Below are 18,450 nucleotides of genomic sequence, written 5' to 3' on the forward strand. Positions count from 1 at the left end.
AGAAATTACAACTCTATACTTTTAATGTTTGTATTTACTCTATTTTTAAATGCTTGTAATACCGAAAATCAGAAAGCAAAAGACAATGATACACAACCCCCTGTAAAAGATTCCTATCTTGGGCAAAAGCCACCTGGATTAACACCTGAAGTTTTTGCTCCTGGAATTGTTTCGACAGAGCATCGTGACCTTAGTGCTTTCTTCACACCCGACATGAAAGAGTTCTATTTTACTAGGAAAGATGTCAAAAGTAAAAAATGGTCGTTAATTGTTTTTAAATTCGAAAATAACCGATGGCGCGAGTTTGTGGTGGGTCCCAGAGTAGGTCGGCCCATCGTCGCTCCGAATGGTAAGATCATGCACTTGGGTAGCAAATATATGGAACGTACCGAGACTGGTTGGTCAGAGGTAAAAAGTCTTGGCCCCATGTTTGACAGGGAAGACTGGGGTATTATGCGTTTGTCGGCATCCACCAAAGGCACCTATGTTTTTGATGATTATAAAAGTAACGATGTAATCCGTATGTCAACAATTAAGGATGGTAAGCGTCAAAAACCTAAACTTCTAGGTAAGGAGATTAACACAGGTAAATGGACTGCCCATCCCTTCATTGCGCCAGATGAGTCCTATTTAATCTGGGATAGTGAAAAAGACAATGGATATGGTGATTCTGACCTGTATATCAGTTTTCGACAGCAAGACGGTTCATGGGGTGCTGCCATTAATATGGGAGATAAAATTAATACTAGTTCTTGGGAATCTGGAGGATACGTAACTCCGGACGGAAAATATTTTTTTTTTAATAAAGCAGACTCAGATGGGGACATATTCTGGGTAGATGCTCAGGTTATTGAAAATCTTAGACCTAAATAGGGCGGAACGTATAGAAAAGGTCTAGTAGACCTTTTTAGTGAACGAGCCAGCTGGCGGGTTGAAATTATAAATAAAGAACACAAAGAAAGAAAATATGAAAACAATGAAATCATTAATATTAACATTAGTTATATCGCTTCATACTGCCTTTGCTCAAGGTAATAATGAAAACGCTTCTAGCTTTCCAGTATTTGAAGATCGTTATTTTGGACAAAAGCCACCAGGTTTAATTCCTGAACTTTTTGCTCCTGATATTCTTTCTCCAGAAGGAAGTTTTGAAGGGGGTAGGTTTTCGCAAGATATGAAGGAATTCTATTTCACTAGGAAAAATGGGAAATATGAAAAACGCACATTTTTTGTTATTCGGTATGAAAATAATAGTTGGGGTCAGGAATCTGAGACCGATATAAAATGGCCAAGGTTCTCTGAGGATGGCAATACGATGTACGTTGGTAAAGAGTATAGAAAACGGACAGACACTGGTTGGTCAGAGCCCAAAAGTACAGGTGAATTTTTAAAAGACCAAGCACATGGTTGGTCTATTTCATCCAATGGAACTTATTATTATGCTGTTTATAAAAAAGAAGACATGAACATAAATGGCTCTCTTTATTATTGTCCATTTGTAGACGGCAAGTATGAAAATCCAGTAAGAATGAATGCTGATATTAATACAGGGGAATACATAGCTCATCCCTTTATTGCACCAGACGAATCTTATTTAATTTGGGATGTTAGACGAGAAGGTGGATATGGGCAAGCAGATCTCTATATCAGTTTTAAACAAAAAGATAAAGAGAACTCTTGGTCACCTCCAATGAATATGGGGCAAGCGATTAATAGTGAAATGCAAGAAAGCTCACCCATGGTGACACAAGATGAGAAATACTTATTTTTTACTAGAGGAGAATGGATAGAAAAGGAAGATGGAAGAACTTATTATGTGGGTAAAAAACATTGGGTATCTACTCAGGTTATTGAGAATCTCAGATCCAAATAGGGCGGAACGTATAGAAAAAGCCTAGTTGACCTTTTTAGTGAATGAGCCAGCTGGCGAGTTGAAATTATAAATTGCGAACACAAATAAGTAAACAATGAAAAAAAGAAGGATTATTTTATTTCTACTAATAGCATTCATTTTTTCAGGAGTATTTGCTCAAAAAATAGAATGGAAGGAAAAGGCAAAGCTTCCACAACCTATGAGGGGAGCAGCAGTAAGCTGCAATAATAATATCTATTTTATGGAGGCACATTCTAAAGTTTCAGGAGTTTATGAATATAATGTCGTTGAAGATACATGGAAGAAAACAACAAATATGATTACTCGGGGGTGGAATGTAAGTTTAGTAGAAATAAATGGATTAATTTATGTTATTGGAGGAGCAGGAGGAGCAAGAGGACCACTAGACAGACTAGAAGCTTATAATCCTTTAAGCAACAAATGGAATGTATTGACACCAATGCCAACTGGAAGACAACACAACACTTCGTGTGTAGTTAATGATAAAATCTATGTTATGGGTGGAATAACTAAGTCTAGCACGACAAATAAAGTCGTGAAAACTGATAAAAATGAAGTTTATAATCCAAAATCAAATTCATGGCAAACCTTATCCCCTCTACCTATGCCTTGTGAAAGTTCAATAATTTCTGCTGTCGGGAACAATATTTATGTGCTTTGTGGCGATGTTTTATGGAAATATGATACACTTTCTGATACATGGGAAACGAAAAAGAATTGTCCTGTTTGGATTTCTATTTTGCTTGGTAGTACGATAATAAATGATAAAATTATTTTTCCTGGTGGGCAAAACAAAGACGAAAAAGCCGTTTCAAGTGTATATATTTATAATACAACAAACGATACATGGATTAAATCAACCAATTTACCCAAACCAATACAGATAGGAGGTATTGCTACACTCAATAGTAAGATTTATATGATTGGAGGGAATGATACTGATTTTAACAAATATGATACTGTATATGAAGGAACATTGGTTGAATGATAGTACATGAAATATCTAGGCCTTAGCAAACATGATAAAAATCTAAACAATGAGAAATTACAACTCTATACTTTTAATACTTGTATTTGTTTTATTTTTAAATGCTTGTAATACCAAAAATCAGAAAGCAAAAGACAATGATACACAACCCCCTGTAGAAGATCCCTATTTTGGTTATAAAACACCTGGTTTAACACCTTAAATTTTTGTTCCCAATTCCCTCTCCAAAGGTGGCTGGCAGCTCGGTGGTGAGTTTGCCGAAGACATAGGTGAGGTTTATTTTGTCAACTAATGTGGTATGGTATTATATCTAAAAGTATAACAATTCAGAAACATATTACGACATTTCAAAATATTATGATTTCATTTTTTTGTCAATCCTAAGATATTTGAACTACAAATAAAAGTCCATTTTTTTGGTTTGTACAGGATACAAATAATTCCGTTATTCGTATGATGCCTCTAATAATGGAAAACTAGAAGTAGGAATCAGGTTATTACTGTAATTGCTTTTGGATTTGTATTCTATCAAGTTAAACAAGGTATACTGCTAATACACTTATAGTTCATGGTACTATTTAATAAAAAAAAACGCATACAATATCTAGGTTTTAATGATATTTGGTTTTCTGTAATTGGTATTCTTATTATAAGCCTTATAACAAACTATTTATTCAATAACCCATCAGAAAGAGCATCAATAGAATTAGTACTCATAGGTTGGTTTGCTTCATTAATTCCTACAATCTGTGATTGGTGTATCATAAGATTTATTTTGATTCATTTACGGAAAAGATATCCTGACTTTAAAGATGATTTAAAACGTATTATCTTCCTTCTTTTTGCAATTATTTGTGTGATATTGTTTGTTGACTTTACAATGGGTTTTTTGCTTGCACAATTGTTTACCTTTTTGGGATTCTATTCTACCCATATGGTAATATTGAAGGTTCTTTTGCCCGTTTTTTTAATCATTATTATGACAATGGCGATATATGAGGCAATTTATTATTATGTTAGGCTTAAAAAATCAATTAGAGATGAAGAGCAGACCAAACAAATAATGATACAAGCACAGTTAGATACTCTAAGAAATCAAGCACAACCTCATTTTTTATTTAATAGTTTAAACACCTTACGTGATATTATTGATCAAGATGCTAAAGAAGATGCGAAGGGGTTTGTTGATAATCTGTCTGATGTATATCGATTTATACTAGAATCAGGAAATACCAACTTAATTTCATTACAAAAAGAATTAAAATTTGCAAAAGCTTATATTCATATTCAATCAGAAAGATTTGGAGATAACCTAAAGGTAAATTGGCGTATTCCGGAAAGCAAACAAATGGCTATGATTGTCCCTATGAGTTTGCAGCTTTTACTAGAAAATGCTATAAAACACAATATCGTTTCTAGGGCGAAACCTTTGATTATTACTATAGAAATTAAAGAGGATTATTTAGTGGTAAGTAATAAAATACAAACGAAGTCAACCCAAATACCATCCACAAAAATTGGATTAAAGAATATTGAAAAACGGTATCAACTTATATCAAGTAAAGCACTTATTATCAATAATAACGGGGAGTATTTTACAGTTTCTCTTCCATTATTAAAAGCATCAAATCAAAATACAACTCATGAAAATACTAATTGTTGAAGATGAACCCCGGGCTGCAAGTCAGTTACAAAACTTGTTAAAGAAAAGCACTCTTGATTTTCAATTATTAGATATTATTGATACCGTTGAAGATGCTGTCGTATGGTTTCAAAAGAACACTACTCCTGAACTAGTATTTATGGATATTCAACTAGCAGATGGATTGAGTTTTGAGATATTTCAAAAAGTAGAAGTTACTGCACCTATTATTTTCACTACAGCATTTGACCAATACGCTATTCAAGCATTTAAAGTAAATAGTATTGACTATTTACTAAAGCCCATTCAACAAAAAGACTTAGATGCTGCATTACACAAATTTTCAAAATCTAAAAGCCTATCTAATCCAATAGAACCCAATATCTTAAAAGAACTCTTGAGTAGTATTCAAACCCCACAAAAACGCTCAGGAATATTGGTAAAAGAGGGGAGTGGCTTTGTACAAATAAGGGTGTCAGAGTTATTGTATATATATTCGCAGGATAGTATCACTTTTGGTATCACCCATAACAAACGCTACATCATAGATGAAACGATGGACCAATTATTTGATTCCTTAGATGACACTAAATTTTACAGAATTAATAGAGGTCAGATTATCTCCAAAATTTCAATTCAAAAAATAGAACCGTATTTTAATCATAGAGTAAAGTTATCTGTTTCCAATCCAAGAGATCAGGAGTTTATTGTAAGTAGACAAAAGACCAGTGATTTTAAAGACTGGATGAACAAATAATACTGCTGTGACGTTTCAAATATCAAATACGATACTTCAACAAAAAGCACTATTTCTAATGACATAATAAGACAATATTTGTGATATATAACAAACAAAATTATATCATGAAAACACAACTTATAGTCATATTTCTTTTAGTAACTACCGCAATACTTTCTGCACAATCAGATACAAATACGAGTTCCTACCAACAAATAGTAAAACAAACTGATGCCATCTATAATAGCTTGGTTAAAATTAGAAGGGATTTACATAGGAACCCCGAAATTTCGAAACAAGAAAAAAGAACTTCTCAAATTGTAGCAGAATACTTAAAAAATTTAGGGTTAGAAGTTAAAACGAATGTTGGAGGACATGGAGTAGTAGGAATCCTAAAAGGTGATAAAAAAGGAAGAAAAATAGCTTGGAGAGCCGATATGGATGCTATAAAAACAGACGAAGCAGATGTTGTAGATTTTAAATCTAAAAATAAAGGCATACGGCATATTTGTGGTCATGATGTGCATACCACAATTGGTTTGGGAATTGCTAATGTTCTATCGCAACAAAAAGAAAACTTAGAAGGTACTATTTATTTCATTTTTCAGCCTGCCGAAGAAACCTTTACGGGTGCAAAGGATATGATTAAAGATGGCCTTTTTGACATTATTAAACCAGATGAAATTTATGGATTACACATTGGCCCTGGTCCATCGGGAGAGATTAATGTTAAGGCTAATGAGTTATTTACTTATCAAAAATCACTTAAGATAAAATTCAAGCCTAGCACCAATGAAAAAGAGTTAGAAAACTTTATGAATACTATATTAAAAGGTTTTGTTCGTAATATAGAACAGAATGGCTCAATCTGGGATATCATAAATAAGATTTCAGATTCTGAAATAGGGTTGACAAACAAAGAAACAATTTTTAAAGATTACTTCATTTTACAGGGTGCAGGACTTAATACAGATAAGGGTGTTACTTTTTATAATGCTAGTTTTCTTGAAACTGACGTAAAAAAAGTGAATAGCATACCTCTTGAAATAAAAAAGCAAATCCTTAATTCTAAATTTAAAGATGCTTTTATTTCTATTGAATATTCAAAAGACTACTCGGGAACTCCTATAAATGATCCTAAACTCACAAAAATTGCATCACAAACAATTTCTAGTTTCTATAACAAAGAAATGTTTAAACTACTGTACGGCCAAGCTCCTTATTTTGGTGAAGATTTTTTATTCTATCAGCAAAAAGTACCAGGAGTATTCTTTTTCTTAGGAGGATCTAATATTGAAAAAGGTATAAGTTCTATGCCCCATACACCAAATTTTGCTGTAGACGAAACCACCATAAAATATGGCGTACAATCATTTGCAACTTTAATTTTAGAAAGAACGAACAGTAAATAAACACTTTTAATTCATCAATCAATATATAATCAAAATCCCTGAAATACATTCAGGTTAAAAAATAATATCATGAAAAAAATACTAATTATACTCAACCTATTTTTATTTGCTCAACTATGGTCTCAAGAGAGGTTAACCAAAGTACAATGGCAAGAAGATCTTCGTTTTATTCAAAACACCATACATAACGATTATTCACATCTTTTTGTAAAAACAACTAAGGAGATTTTTGATACCGAAGTAGAAACACTATACAATGACATTCCTAATTTACAAGAACACGAAATTATAGTTGGGATTTCTCGACTTGTGTCTTTATTCAAATATGGGCATACCTATATTAGTTTTCATCAAAAGCCTTTTGAATTTTCACAATTGCCTTTCAATTTATATGAATTTAATGATGGAATTTATATTCAAGGAACACACAAGAACTACCCAGAAGCAGTTGGAGCAAAAGTCATAGCGATAGAAGGGAAGCCAATTTCAGAAGTTCTAAAAGCAATTGAACCGACAGTAGAAGTAGAAAATTCGCAATATTTTAAAGCCTACGGAATTAATAACATACGATATCCTGAAATTTTACATGCCCAAAAAATAACAAAGACCCTTCAAAATAAGGTAGCACTTACGTTAGAAAAAAATGGCAACGTATTTACCCAATCCTTTAGTGCATTGGCTAAAGGAGAGACAGTACCCACACACCGTGGTTATGTACATCAAGATGAAAATTGGTTGGATGCAAGAGATCAATCAACAACACATTTATATTTACAACAGCTAGATAAGGTTTATTTCTCAGAATACTTAACCAAAGAAAAGACGATGTATGTTAGACATAGTAGAATAGCAGATGAAGCCGAAGAAAGTACTAAGGATTTTTATGCTCGTGTTTTTAATGAAATAGAAACTAATGATACCGAAAAGTTAGTTATTGATTTACGTTTAAATGGCGGTGGAAATAACTATTTAAATAAAGATGTTATAAAAGGTCTTATTAAAGCCGAAAAGATAAATAAAATAGGAAAGCTATTTGTTATTATAGGAAAACGAACCTTTTCTGCTTGTCAAAATCTCGTTAATGAAATAGACAATTATACCAATGTTATTTTTGTAGGGGAACCCACAGCAGAAAATGTTAATTTTTGGGGGGATAACCGCCCTGTAACACTACCAAATAGTGCTATTAATATTTCTTTATCGTATTTATGGTGGCAAGATAAGCCAGCCTTAGAAAATGCAGATTGGATAGCCCCTAGTATTCCAGTTACTATGAGTTTTGATGAGTATGCAAGCAATCAAGATCCTGTATTAGAAGCAGCATTAACTTTTAATGTACAGGATTTTAAACCTAAGCCAATGGATTATATCGTAAGCTTGTATTTATCTGGACAAACACAAAAACTGGCAGAAGAACTTCCTAAAATGATTCAAGACCCGATTTATGCGTTTTGTGATTTTGAGATGGAATTAATTAAATTAGGAAACATTTTATTGCAAAGTGGTCGTACACCACAAATTCAGGCTTCTACTCAAGTATTTTCTATGGTTTTACAACTATTCCCAAATTCTGCAAATGCTTATAAATATCTAGGGGAATCGTACATTGCACTACAAGACTCTACTAAAGCAAGAGAAGCACTCAAAAAAGCCATTTCTTTAGATTCTGATGGTGATATAGGTAAAGTTGCCAAAGAAGCACTTTTGAAAATAGCAAATTAGTCAAAATTAAATAAAGGTTTGATCAGATTGGTTGGAAATCATGTGTAAAAATTAAAATGCCAGTTATGGCATTTTAATTTTTATAAAACACAGGAATGAATGCATAGTCAGGTCAATCGAAAACCTCAGTCCATAAATTCAAAATAGGGTTTTGTTAATTTGTCATTACACCTTAACGTTTAAAATTATAGATTAGTCACTTCATAACATTTAACATCATCTAACCTTAAAGGTTCTTTAATCGAGCTATTTGATTAAACGGTAGAAAAGTATATTGGGAAAATTCTTAGCTAAAAAGGTGATGATTCTGTAAAAATAAAAATTAGCTTTTTCTAGAAGGTTGATAGTGGAAATTATTTAAAAAATAAAAAAACTTGTTATTGATATGAAAAATCTAGTAAAATTTATTGTACTACTTTTTGTGCTTACTACATTCTTAAATTGTAGTAACGATGATGATCTGAAGATAGCTCAAAATAATATTCCCGTTATAAATAACCAAAGCTTTACTGTTGCTGAAAATATAGCTGATAATATACCAATAGGCTCAATTGAAGCCATTGACCCAGATGGCGATACACTAGTGTTTAGTATTAGCGTTAATGATGATCATCTTTTTGAAATTAGTGATGAGGGAATACTAAGTCTTGATGATTTGAAAGTTTTAGATTATGAAGCCTCTCAAAGCCATACCATTACTGTATTGGTTACCGATGGTAAAACTACAGCCGAGGCTATAGTAACCATAAATCTAACCGATGTAGACGATACTTCTTTTGTAACTACTTGGCAAACCACTAGTAGTAATGAAATGGTAACCATATCTACACGGTCAACGGAGTTCACCTATGATTACACAATAGATTGGGGTGATGGTACAACTCAAACTGGCAGAACAACAGATGCTACCCATATTTACTCTAATGCAGGTATCCATACCGTGAGCATCAGTGGCACCTTCCCTGCAATAGATTTTTCGAATATTGCTTCTCAAACTCAGATACGTACAGTAGAGCAGTGGGGTACTATACAATGGTTAACAATGCATAGTGCTTTTGCAGGGGTAAATACCTTGATTATAAATGCTGTTGATGCTCCAGATCTTTCTCAAGTAACAGATATGTCTAATATGTTTTTTGCTGTTAATACTCTTCTTAATGGAAATTTTAATACTTGGGACACCAGTAATGTAACTAATATGGATTCTATGTTTGGAAACTCTTCATTCAACCAAGACATCGGCAGTTGGGATGTAAAAAATGTAACTGATATGCGTTCTATGTTTAGAGGAACTCCGTTTAATCAAAACATTGATAGTTGGGATGTAAGCAATGTGGTAAATATGTTCTCTATGTTCAGAAATTCCTCGTTTAATCGAGATATTAGTAGTTGGAACGTGAGTAATGCGACCAATATGGGTTCTATGTTTAGAGATACACTATTTAATCAAGACATTGCAAATTGGAATGTAAGCAATGCGATATTCTGTCATAATTTTGCCTCTAATGCACCACTTACTGCTGTCAATACGCCAAATTTTATAAATTGCACACCTTAACATGTCTGGAAATAAATTAGCAAGCATTCTAAAATTATTCTCTAACTAAAATCTAAAAACCCGTTTTATTTCAATTTCTTTGTATATTAAGTTTAATTCCCAATTTATCTAAGGGTTTTCTGGGTATTATTACGGGTATCATTTCTTTATTTCTAAAATAGTGTGTACACCATTTTCTAACTCATACAATGTTATGATTTCTTTATCTGTTAAATTTCTATTGAAAATAGATAACTCATCCATAAGTCCGATATATCCTAATCCCAAATAAATATTAGATTTAGACAAATCCCAAGTAAAAGGCGTGTCAATATTCTTACGAGTACCCTTGAGCTTACCATTCATGTACAGAGATGCCTGTCCATTATTAGTATTTAGATTAGAAAAATTAATCAAAATATGTGTCCATTGATCACTACCAAAAGGTGGATTTTTTACTCCAGTTAGACGCTTATTAAAAATGGGGTTCTCGTTATCAGGTCCTTCAGGATTTGGATTCCATACGTTTCGATCTCCAATAACTCCTAATCGAAAATCACGAGGGTTTTCTTTGGTGAAATCAACCCAAATAGCAGCATCATTATAACTTACATCAGTAATTTGAATAGGATCACAATAGCCGGGTTTTAAATCGGTAGCAGGATCTAAACTTAACCAAAATGAAACTGCTCCACTCCAATTTTCTTTATTATAAGCTATATTTTTTTCACTAGGATAATAAATATTTCCCTTGCTACGCTCTGTAAACACTAATCCATAACCATATTTTCCTTTTCCTTCTTGCCTGCTAATATCTGGTTTGTGTAATCCAACCTTTGCAGAATCTATCGCTTTTCTATTTGGTACTGTAAACATACGTGTATCACCTAATGAAAAATCTGCATCAACTCCTTTATCAAAAGAAGCATAAAAGGTTAGTGCTTCTTTTAAATTAGCTTTACTATGATTTGTAACCGTTATTTCTTTGGATTTTTTTTCCTGTTTACAAGAATGTATGGTAACAGCAAAAATTGTAATGATAAATACAAACATTCTTCTTATTGATGTAATAGGCATAACTTAAAGAAATATAGATGAAACAAATCAAAAATACTAATTAAAACTTTGCTAGTGTATATTTCTCTCAATAAATACTGTAGGGCAGAGGCGGGAGGGAAAATGTATATAAATTGTGAGATGATACAATTTATTAATACTCTTTAAGTTTTTGCGAATTCTCAACCTTTCTAATATATTCTGTAGGAGTAAAATTTGTTATTTCTTTGAATGCCTTATAAAAAGTAGATTTAGAATTAAACCCAACATCAAACGCTATAGAAACTACTGTAAATTCTTTATGGTCATTTTCTTTGATTCTTTGTAAAAAATCTTCAACTCTATATTCATTAACCAGTTCATAAAAAGTTTTTTTGTAGATATTATTGAGAACCCATGACAATTTATTAGTTGTAGTATTAATTTCATTAGCTAAAATTGACAAACTTAATTCTGTTCGTCTATATCCTTTTTTTTCTTTAAAAAAAATATCAACTATGTTTTGAATCTTACTTATTTCATTTTCTTCTAGTATATTCTTTCTTTTAGATATATTTTCATTCTTAGAAGGAAAACGAATTTTGAATATTTCTGGATGTTTTAAATTATAAAAACCTACTATATAAATCTGTATACCAAAGATTAAACATGATATATCCCATATCATTCTAATATCAATTGGTAATTTAACAATAAAGCGTTCAACAATGCCTAACAACCAAAAAATCATATAAACCAGCAAACCAATGAGCATAACCTCTATATATTTTATAATGGTTTGATTAAAGGATAATTCTTGTCCTTCATTCCTCTTATAGTAATTTAGTAGTCTATTAGATTTGAATAAATAAGCCGAGATAAAAATGAAAAATATGATGTCGTTACAAAACAATAAAGTGTTAAAATAACTGCTTACATCCTTTATTGAATCATAAATATAAACATGAAAAAAACAGTATGCTAAATACAATAGTGCTGGCAAATAGTGATAGTATGCTAACTGATAATTTCCGTTTTTATAAAAAAGTAACCGCCTAATATACGTGTAAACTAAAGGCCCAATAAAAAGATAAAAAATATTAATGATATTACCATATAGCCTCAAAAATTCTCTTTCAAATTGATGCCCCATAGCTCTTTCGAATAAAAAAAGGCTATAAATAGCTAATAAGTACTGTATAGCCCTATTTGCTCCTGTATGCTTTTTAGGGATATACTGAATGGCAAAAATCAAAAAAATACACTGACCAATAATCAATACCAGAAAAAGTTCATATAGCGATATACTCATCCACTCAAAATTTTAATATTGTTGTGTTTTAGTCTAACATAAAAATGAGTTTGATATTTTTTATCATTTCATTTAGTTAGAATTTGATCTTTATTTATGTATAGATTAACAAAATAGTCTGATACTATAGTTTAGGACATCTAATAATGACAATAGTTACATCTGATGACAAAAAAAAGTTTTCTTTACAAAAAAATTAAAGTGAAAAATAACAATGTTAATTTCATTTTATTAAGTGATAGTTGCTTTCTATTAGTTTGATGATTGTAAAATTTTAAAAAATACCGATGAAATATAAACTCATTATCGTAATTTCTTTTTTGTGCCTTCTCGACAGTAATGCTCAACTTAATTTTTCTAAAACAAATAAAAGTAATATAGCTATAGACAAAGGGTATATTAAATCGGAAAAAGATAAGATTTTTGACTACTTACAACACAAACTTCCTGTGAAAAATCCCGATAAGAGAAAAGATCAAACAACAACAAGTTGTTTAAACCAGGTTAATGAAAAACTCAAATATCTAAAACAAAAACCACCATCTACCATTCCTCAAATTTTTGCACCCGATATTATTTCTAAAGAGGATGAATACGAGTTTGGATCAGTCTTTAATAGTGATGCTACTGAATTCTTTTATGGAGTTGCGATCAATGGAAAAGAAGAAATTCGATATTCTAAACTTGTAGGAGACAATTGGAGCAAACCCAAAATAATTTTGGTACATGAAAAATATGGTTATAATGACCCTTTTCTTTCACCTGACGAGAATAGATTGTATTTTATATCTAAAAGAGCTTTAGATGGTTTAGGGGATCCAAAAGATTATGACATCTGGTATGTTGAAAGATTTGCTAACGGATGGTCGGAACCTATAAATGCTGGACCAAAAATCAACTCAAATAATGATGAATATTACATTTCATTTACCTACAATGGTACTATGTATTTTTCATCAAACAAAGTTGGGTCTAACTTCGACATCTATGCTTCAAAATATGAAAAAGGAGAATTTCAAAAGCCAGTTTCATTAAGTGATTCAATCAACACGCTAGGCTACGAAGCAGATGTTTTTATTGCCCCAGATGAGTCTTATATTATTTTTTGCGGAACAAGACAAGATGGTCTTGGTAGAGGCGATCTGTACATTAGCTTTAAGAACACGGACGGAACATGGTCTAAATCTGTCAATATGGGTGAACGCATAAACACTAAAAATCATGAACTTTGTCCGTTTGTAAGTAAAGACGGAAAATACTTTTTTTATACAAGTAACCAAGATATTTATTGGGTAGACGCAAAAATATTAGAACGCTATAAGAGATTAAAATAAATGTCATAAGTGTTAATTCTATACAATTATAAAATGTTTTAAAACGACATTTTTCATCAAATCAAATTCCAATTATGAAATCAAATCATTTTTTAGTACTTATTGTATGTATATTAATATCATGCAAGAATAATAGTCAGTCAAAATCAGATAATACGAATTCAACCGAAATAGAAAATTTATATTTTTCAACAGTAGATTTTACAAAAGCTAAAATTTCCTCAGAAGAATATTCAAAAAACTTCAATTTACATAACGACAACTACCTTAGTATTGTTTTCAACTTAGATAAACCATTGATACAAAGTCTTCAAGAATTAGCCCCATCCTTATCTGAAGATGAATTATTAAGCAAAGGAAATTTTCAATTTTCATATTTAGTAGATGGAAAATTAATTTATGCGGAAAACTTAAACACTGGAGCAGGGCCAAAAACACGTAAAACAGAAAAACTTAGGCAAGTAATAGCACTAGTAACACCAGAACAAATTAATTTCTGGGGCTGGTTTATGTGGCAACGATTTATGAAAATTAATGGCGGGCTAGATGTGTTTACCGAAGGAAATCACACGTTAAGCATAGAAATAAAGCCGTATTTAAGGGATGGTACATTAAAAGTTGGCCCTCTTTTGGCAAAAGGAAATATCGCTGTAGAAGTACCTAAAATACATATAGATGAAAATTTAGTTCCTGTTCAGAAAATACAGCCTAATAATGGTTGGGAAATTTCTAAAGATAATTTTGACAACAATAAAATTGAAGCTCTAAATAGAAAAATAGCAGAAAGTAGGTTTGAAGATATTAACGGAATTGTAGTGATAAAAAATGGTAAACTCTTAATAGAGGAATATTTTAATGGAACAACAAGAGATAGTTTACACAACCCTATGTCGGTAGGAAAATCATTTGCCTCTACAATAATGGGAATAGCAATTGAAGAAAAATTTATAAAAAATGAAAATGTTTTATTAAAAGATTTTTATGATTTAAAATCCTATAAAAATTATAGTCCAAAAAAAGATTCTGTAACTCTAAAATCACTATTAACAATGAGTTCTGGATTTCTTGGCAATGATAATGACGAAGACAGTCCAGGGACTGAATTTAAAATGCAATCTACTGATAACTGGGTGAAATTTACTTTAGATTTACCTATGCATAAAAATAAAGTAATAGGTAAGGATTATAATTACTTTACTGCTGGTTCTGGTTTGCTAGGGGATATCATTCATAAATCAGTTCCAAACGGACTGGTTTCCTTTGCTGATAAAAAATTATTTGCCCCCTTAGGTATTACCAATTATAAGTGGTTTTATACCCCTCAACATATTGCATATACAGGTGGAGGAATACAACTACGCGCTATTGATTTTGCAAAATATGGACAACTTTATAAAAACAAAGGCAAATGGAATGGCAAACAAATCCTCACTGAAGAATGGGTAGAGAAAAGCTTAACCAAACAAGTATCCAGAGCTTATGCAGATGCAGGAGAAGAAGGATATTATGGGTACCTTTTTTTTAATAATATATATAAAGTAGATGGGGAAAACTACGAAGTTTTTTTTTCCGCAGGCAACGGGGGTAATAAGATCCTTGTTTTTAAAGACATTCCTTTTGTTGTGGTTATCACTGCCTCAGCATATGGTAAACCAGGTAATCAAATCAATGTTAATAAAATGATGACCGATTATATATTACCTGCAATACTAGAAAAGCAATAAAACCAATGGCTTTGACATAATATCTATCCATATAATATGCTGGCACTTAGTTAACCACAATACGTAACATTTGCCAACGCATCATCTCGCCAACAATATCTAGAGAGTCCACCGGACTCTCTAGATATTGTTATGTGTACTATAATGTTCTGCGTTATGTAACTTGAGCTTTGATTAAAAGCGAAAGTTGTTACTTTATTTTCTTGAAAATTTATTATAAAAGTTTCTTCTACAATGTAATAAAACACTTTTTATGCGACGACGTAGGAGGGAAGCATAATGTGTGTGAAATGGAATTTATTTTCTATTTTAAATAACCTTTCAAATTAAATTCAATCTGGATATTATCTTTGATTAAGTGGTCTCCTAGGTCTTTAAAAAACGAACCAGAATCATAAATTATTCCCCATTTAGTCCTGTCTATATTAAAAGTATTGCTAACAATAGTTAACTCATCTTTAGATTTGTTTATGGAAATTGGAATTTTTATGTTATTAATTTTTCCTTTCATAGTAAAATTTCCTTCAAGGAAAGTTTTACCATCATCCTTTATAACATTAGTTATTTCAAATTTACTTTCTGGAAATTTTTTCACATCAAAAAAATCAGAATTTTTGAGATGCTCTACTAATTCTCCTTTTTCTTTTTCATCTTCAATATCTGAATTTTCAATAGTATTCATATCAATAATAAAGTTACCAGATTTTAGGTCGTTATTTTTAAGTTGCACAAGACCACTAGATAATTTTATTGTTCCATTATGACCATCTCCAGCAATAGGAGTAAATCCTTCCCATTTTATAATGCTTTGTTCTGTATTAATTGTGTATGTTACGTCAGTATTAGATAACTCAATAACTTCTTTTTCTTTTTCTGTTTTAATATTGTTTTTATCGTTTTTACATGATGAAAAAATTAAAAGAAATAATATAATGCTAACTCTTTTCATTTAGTCTTGATTTTAAAGTTTATAAAAAAGACAAATCTATGTCCAATTAAATAGAAAGTGAAAATAAATAAGTCCTTACAACAGTTTTTAGGACTCTTTAATAGACTTTAAATATTGTTTAGGAGTTATACCTTCAATAGATTTAAATACGTTGTAAAAAGCTGATTTTGAGTTAAATCCAGATTCCATAGCCAAACCTAATAAAGACATTTGTTCAATTTTTTTTAGTCAAAATCAGGCTTTTAAATTCCTCTACACGAAATTGATTCATAAATTGATAAAAGTTCTTATTGGTGTGAATTTTTATCAACTCTGAAAGTTTTCTCTCTGTAACATTTAATTGTTTTGATAATATGTATAAATTAATTTCAGCATTTAAAAACAACTTTTCTTTTTGTATGATTTTAATTAAATGAGAAAACTCATTTTCAGTATTTTTTTTAGATGAAGTTTCTTTAGTTATAGCTATTATCTCTTCCTTATTATTTTTTAAATTAATTTTCGAAGTAAATATTTCAGGTTGAGAAAATCCTTTGTAACCAACCCAATAAATCATTAGAAGAGTCATAATTGAAGACCCAAAGGCAAAATATTTTATTACTTCCTTACTTACAAGACTAACCAAATCTTCAATAACCCAAAAAGAATAAAAAAATAAATATATGTATACTATTGCCTTCATCCAATTAAGTGTTTTATTTTCAATATTTGAGTGGAAGCTATTTAACTTTTGATTATGTTTATTAATAATAATCAAAGTGAATACTAATAATGTTATATCATATATATGAAAGACATAAATTGTATTAAAATTTAATAATTTAAATACAAGTGGAAAAATTAATAAGAAAATATATTCTTTTTTTACTTTGTAGTTTAAAGTACCTATTATATAAAGAAATAAGAATGGAAGTGTTATTTGCCCAATAAAACTAAAATTAAATTTATTGAACTCTATTCTTTCAAAAAAGGTAGATAAAACTTCAGTAGCTAAAGACCATAAAAATAAACCCAAAAAAATATTTGCTCTATTATTTTTAGTATTATTAAGTATAAAAAACAATCCAAAAATAGCAGCTGTACCAATTGATAATATTTCTAAAATATTTACAATGCTTAATTCAATTCTCATACAACAAAAATAATTAAATGATATTTTGATGACCTCATAAAACTTTGGTTAAAACAATAGGTGAGTGGAGCTACCATATTTTAGGGATTTAGTTATTGTTTTTATTGATGTTTCTACATTTTAAGGCTTTTTCTTAAGTAGTCTTGGTTAGTTACAATGCTTCCTAAAATATAGCGTAAAGAAGCGTTAATTATTTCCAAAGTTTTATGCAGTCTTGATTTTTTTGTTTCTTTTTTTATCAAAAAAAAAGATAAATGAAACCTTAAGAAGTTCTACAGTTTCAATTTCTATTTTACATAATATTAGAAGTTACAGTTAAAAGAATATTCTAATGAAAGCAAGAACAAAGCAAGTGTACAGAAATTTTTAAGCGAGGAATTGTGCAAGGGAAAATTTTGTACTGTTGCGCAATGCTAACGAGAAGCTTCTGAAAACTTTTTACTACGAGAATTTCAATTACAGACGAATTATAAATACGAAGTTGAAAGCTTTTGTTTTTTGACGTTGGCAAGCGATGGATAATTGTGTTTAAAAAAATTACTGCGACAGCATAATTATTTTAAAAAAACAATCGAGCGCATAAGGCAGCGGCAATTTTACATAACGGCAAATTATAGCTACAAATATAAACGTAAGGTTTAATCATAAACGCCACAAAAGAATTTTAATGACCCAAGTAGCTAAGATCACTATGAAATAGAATTACTGTGGGATATTTTACATAGTATTACATTATAGTTACTAATAATAAACTTGCGTGCGTAAAACGGCTTTGACATAATATCTATCGATATAATACGCTGGCGCGTACTTATATCTGATATTATATCAAATACGCGGTATCCGCCGTTTTACTCATATATTATATTTGTACTATAATGTACTTGCGTTATGTCACTTTGCTTTGGGCAAAAGCAAAGTTTAATACTTCTATAGTTTATTTTAAAAGTTTGCTAGCGAAATGATCATTAAAAAAAGGTAATGAAACACTTATTACCCGAAACGACAGTAGGAGAGTAGGGGAATGTGT

16 protein-coding genes are annotated in these 18,450 nt (G+C 30.8%); 11 read left to right on the top strand and 5 right to left on the bottom strand.

Translation table 11 applies throughout. The features are described from left to right. Positions 1–378 precede the first annotated feature (378 nt). The 9 genes from Z053_RS31850 to Z053_RS30200 all read left to right on the top strand — a co-directional run bounded on the left by Z053_RS31850 (position 379) and on the right by Z053_RS30200 (position 9,955). The gene (locus Z053_RS31850; RefSeq protein ID WP_206539217.1) at positions 379–873 is read left to right on the top strand and encodes a hypothetical protein; all 495 of its coding nucleotides are present in this window, start codon (positions 379–381) and stop codon (positions 871–873) included. Positions 874–976: 103 nt separating this feature from the next. Continuing rightward, positions 977–1,873 (top strand): hypothetical protein, encoded by an 897-nt coding sequence (locus Z053_RS0114420; protein ID WP_025665717.1) that lies wholly within the window; start codon positions 977–979, stop codon positions 1,871–1,873. 94 nt (positions 1,874–1,967) lie between these two features. Then, positions 1,968–2,882, top strand: coding sequence for a Kelch repeat-containing protein (locus Z053_RS0114425; RefSeq protein WP_025665718.1), 915 nt, complete (start codon positions 1,968–1,970; stop codon positions 2,880–2,882). Positions 2,883–2,931: 49 nt separating this feature from the next. Further along, on the top strand, positions 2,932–3,084 hold the full coding sequence (locus tag Z053_RS31535) for a hypothetical protein (protein ID WP_160170100.1): 153 nt from the start codon (positions 2,932–2,934) through the stop codon (positions 3,082–3,084). 366 nt (positions 3,085–3,450) lie between these two features. Beyond that, positions 3,451–4,545, top strand: coding sequence for a sensor histidine kinase (locus tag Z053_RS0114435; RefSeq protein WP_025665719.1), 1,095 nt, complete (start codon positions 3,451–3,453; stop codon positions 4,543–4,545). Next, on the top strand, positions 4,526–5,281 hold the full coding sequence (locus Z053_RS0114440; protein ID WP_025665720.1) for a LytR/AlgR family response regulator transcription factor: 756 nt from the start codon (positions 4,526–4,528) through the stop codon (positions 5,279–5,281). Before Z053_RS0114435 ends, Z053_RS0114440 begins: the two co-directional genes overlap by 20 nt. Before the next feature lie 107 nt (positions 5,282–5,388). Then, a complete protein-coding gene (locus tag Z053_RS0114445; RefSeq protein WP_025665721.1) occupies positions 5,389–6,675 on the top strand; it encodes a M20 metallopeptidase family protein in 1,287 nt (428 codons plus the stop codon). Between the two features lie 69 nt (positions 6,676–6,744). Beyond that, on the top strand, positions 6,745–8,397 hold the full coding sequence (locus Z053_RS0114450) for a S41 family peptidase (RefSeq protein ID WP_025665722.1): 1,653 nt from the start codon (positions 6,745–6,747) through the stop codon (positions 8,395–8,397). A gap of 385 nt (positions 8,398–8,782) precedes the next feature. After that, positions 8,783–9,955 carry a BspA family leucine-rich repeat surface protein gene (locus Z053_RS30200; protein ID WP_025665723.1) on the top strand — a complete coding sequence of 391 codons (1,173 nt, stop codon included), beginning with the start codon at positions 8,783–8,785 and terminating at the stop codon, positions 9,953–9,955. 138 nt (positions 9,956–10,093) lie between these two features. Here Z053_RS30200 and Z053_RS0114460 read toward each other — a convergent pair whose 3' ends face one another. Together Z053_RS0114460 and Z053_RS0114465 are read right to left on the bottom strand one after the other, a co-directional pair. Further along, positions 10,094–11,011: a LamG-like jellyroll fold domain-containing protein gene (locus Z053_RS0114460; RefSeq protein ID WP_025665724.1), complete on the bottom strand. Its 918-nt coding sequence runs from the start codon at positions 11,009–11,011 to the stop codon at positions 10,094–10,096. Between the two features lie 133 nt (positions 11,012–11,144). Beyond that, complete coding sequence (locus tag Z053_RS0114465) at positions 11,145–12,281, bottom strand: helix-turn-helix domain-containing protein (protein WP_025665725.1); 1,137 nt, start codon at positions 12,279–12,281, stop codon at positions 11,145–11,147. 287 nt (positions 12,282–12,568) lie between these two features. Between Z053_RS0114465 and Z053_RS28650 the strand changes: the two genes are divergently transcribed. Further along, positions 12,569–13,615, top strand: a complete 1,047-nt coding sequence (locus Z053_RS28650) for a PD40 domain-containing protein (protein WP_025665726.1) — start codon at positions 12,569–12,571, stop codon at positions 13,613–13,615. A 74-nt stretch (positions 13,616–13,689) separates the two neighbouring features. Continuing rightward, positions 13,690–15,339, top strand: a complete 1,650-nt coding sequence (locus tag Z053_RS0114475; RefSeq protein ID WP_025665727.1) for a serine hydrolase domain-containing protein — start codon at positions 13,690–13,692, stop codon at positions 15,337–15,339. Positions 15,340–15,643: 304 nt separating this feature from the next. Here Z053_RS0114475 and Z053_RS0114480 read toward each other — a convergent pair whose 3' ends face one another. The 3 genes from Z053_RS0114480 to Z053_RS0114490 all read right to left on the bottom strand — a co-directional run bounded on the left by Z053_RS0114480 (position 15,644) and on the right by Z053_RS0114490 (position 17,420). Further along, positions 15,644–16,288, bottom strand: coding sequence for a YceI family protein (locus Z053_RS0114480; RefSeq protein ID WP_025665728.1), 645 nt, complete (start codon positions 16,286–16,288; stop codon positions 15,644–15,646). Positions 16,289–16,375: 87 nt separating this feature from the next. Beyond that, complete coding sequence (locus tag Z053_RS32190; protein WP_160170101.1) at positions 16,376–16,498, bottom strand: helix-turn-helix domain-containing protein; 123 nt, start codon at positions 16,496–16,498, stop codon at positions 16,376–16,378. 4 nt (positions 16,499–16,502) lie between these two features. Then, on the bottom strand, positions 16,503–17,420 hold the full coding sequence (locus tag Z053_RS0114490; RefSeq protein WP_025665729.1) for a hypothetical protein: 918 nt from the start codon (positions 17,418–17,420) through the stop codon (positions 16,503–16,505). Positions 17,421–18,450 lie beyond the last annotated feature (1,030 nt).

Source organism: Aquimarina megaterium XH134, from assembly GCF_000520975.1.
GTDB lineage: Bacteria > Bacteroidota > Bacteroidia > Flavobacteriales > Flavobacteriaceae > Aquimarina > Aquimarina megaterium.

Bases quoted from the DNA above. Each gene is read 5' to 3' on its own strand.
- Z053_RS0114465 (WP_025665725.1), bottom strand. From the start codon at position 12,281: ATGAGTATATCGCTATATGAACTTTTTCTGGTATTGATTATTGGTCAG.
- Z053_RS0114425 (WP_025665718.1), top strand. From the start codon at position 1,968: ATGAAAAAAAGAAGGATTATTTTATTTCTACTAATAGCATTCATTTTT.
- Z053_RS0114450 (WP_025665722.1), top strand. From the start codon at position 6,745: ATGAAAAAAATACTAATTATACTCAACCTATTTTTATTTGCTCAACTA.
- Z053_RS0114435 (WP_025665719.1), top strand. From the start codon at position 3,451: ATGGTACTATTTAATAAAAAAAAACGCATACAATATCTAGGTTTTAAT.
- Z053_RS0114480 (WP_025665728.1), bottom strand. From the start codon at position 16,288: ATGAAAAGAGTTAGCATTATATTATTTCTTTTAATTTTTTCATCATGT.
- Z053_RS0114460 (WP_025665724.1), bottom strand. From the start codon at position 11,011: ATGCCTATTACATCAATAAGAAGAATGTTTGTATTTATCATTACAATT.
- Z053_RS0114440 (WP_025665720.1), top strand. From the start codon at position 4,526: ATGAAAATACTAATTGTTGAAGATGAACCCCGGGCTGCAAGTCAGTTA.
- Z053_RS32190 (WP_160170101.1), bottom strand. From the start codon at position 16,498: ATGTCTTTATTAGGTTTGGCTATGGAATCTGGATTTAACTCAAAATCA.
- Z053_RS0114475 (WP_025665727.1), top strand. From the start codon at position 13,690: ATGAAATCAAATCATTTTTTAGTACTTATTGTATGTATATTAATATCA.
- Z053_RS30200 (WP_025665723.1), top strand. From the start codon at position 8,783: ATGAAAAATCTAGTAAAATTTATTGTACTACTTTTTGTGCTTACTACA.
- Z053_RS0114490 (WP_025665729.1), bottom strand. From the start codon at position 17,420: ATGAGAATTGAATTAAGCATTGTAAATATTTTAGAAATATTATCAATT.
- Z053_RS28650 (WP_025665726.1), top strand. From the start codon at position 12,569: ATGAAATATAAACTCATTATCGTAATTTCTTTTTTGTGCCTTCTCGAC.
- Z053_RS0114420 (WP_025665717.1), top strand. From the start codon at position 977: ATGAAATCATTAATATTAACATTAGTTATATCGCTTCATACTGCCTTT.
- Z053_RS0114445 (WP_025665721.1), top strand. From the start codon at position 5,389: ATGAAAACACAACTTATAGTCATATTTCTTTTAGTAACTACCGCAATA.
- Z053_RS31850 (WP_206539217.1), top strand. From the start codon at position 379: ATGGAACGTACCGAGACTGGTTGGTCAGAGGTAAAAAGTCTTGGCCCC.
- Z053_RS31535 (WP_160170100.1), top strand. From the start codon at position 2,932: ATGAGAAATTACAACTCTATACTTTTAATACTTGTATTTGTTTTATTT.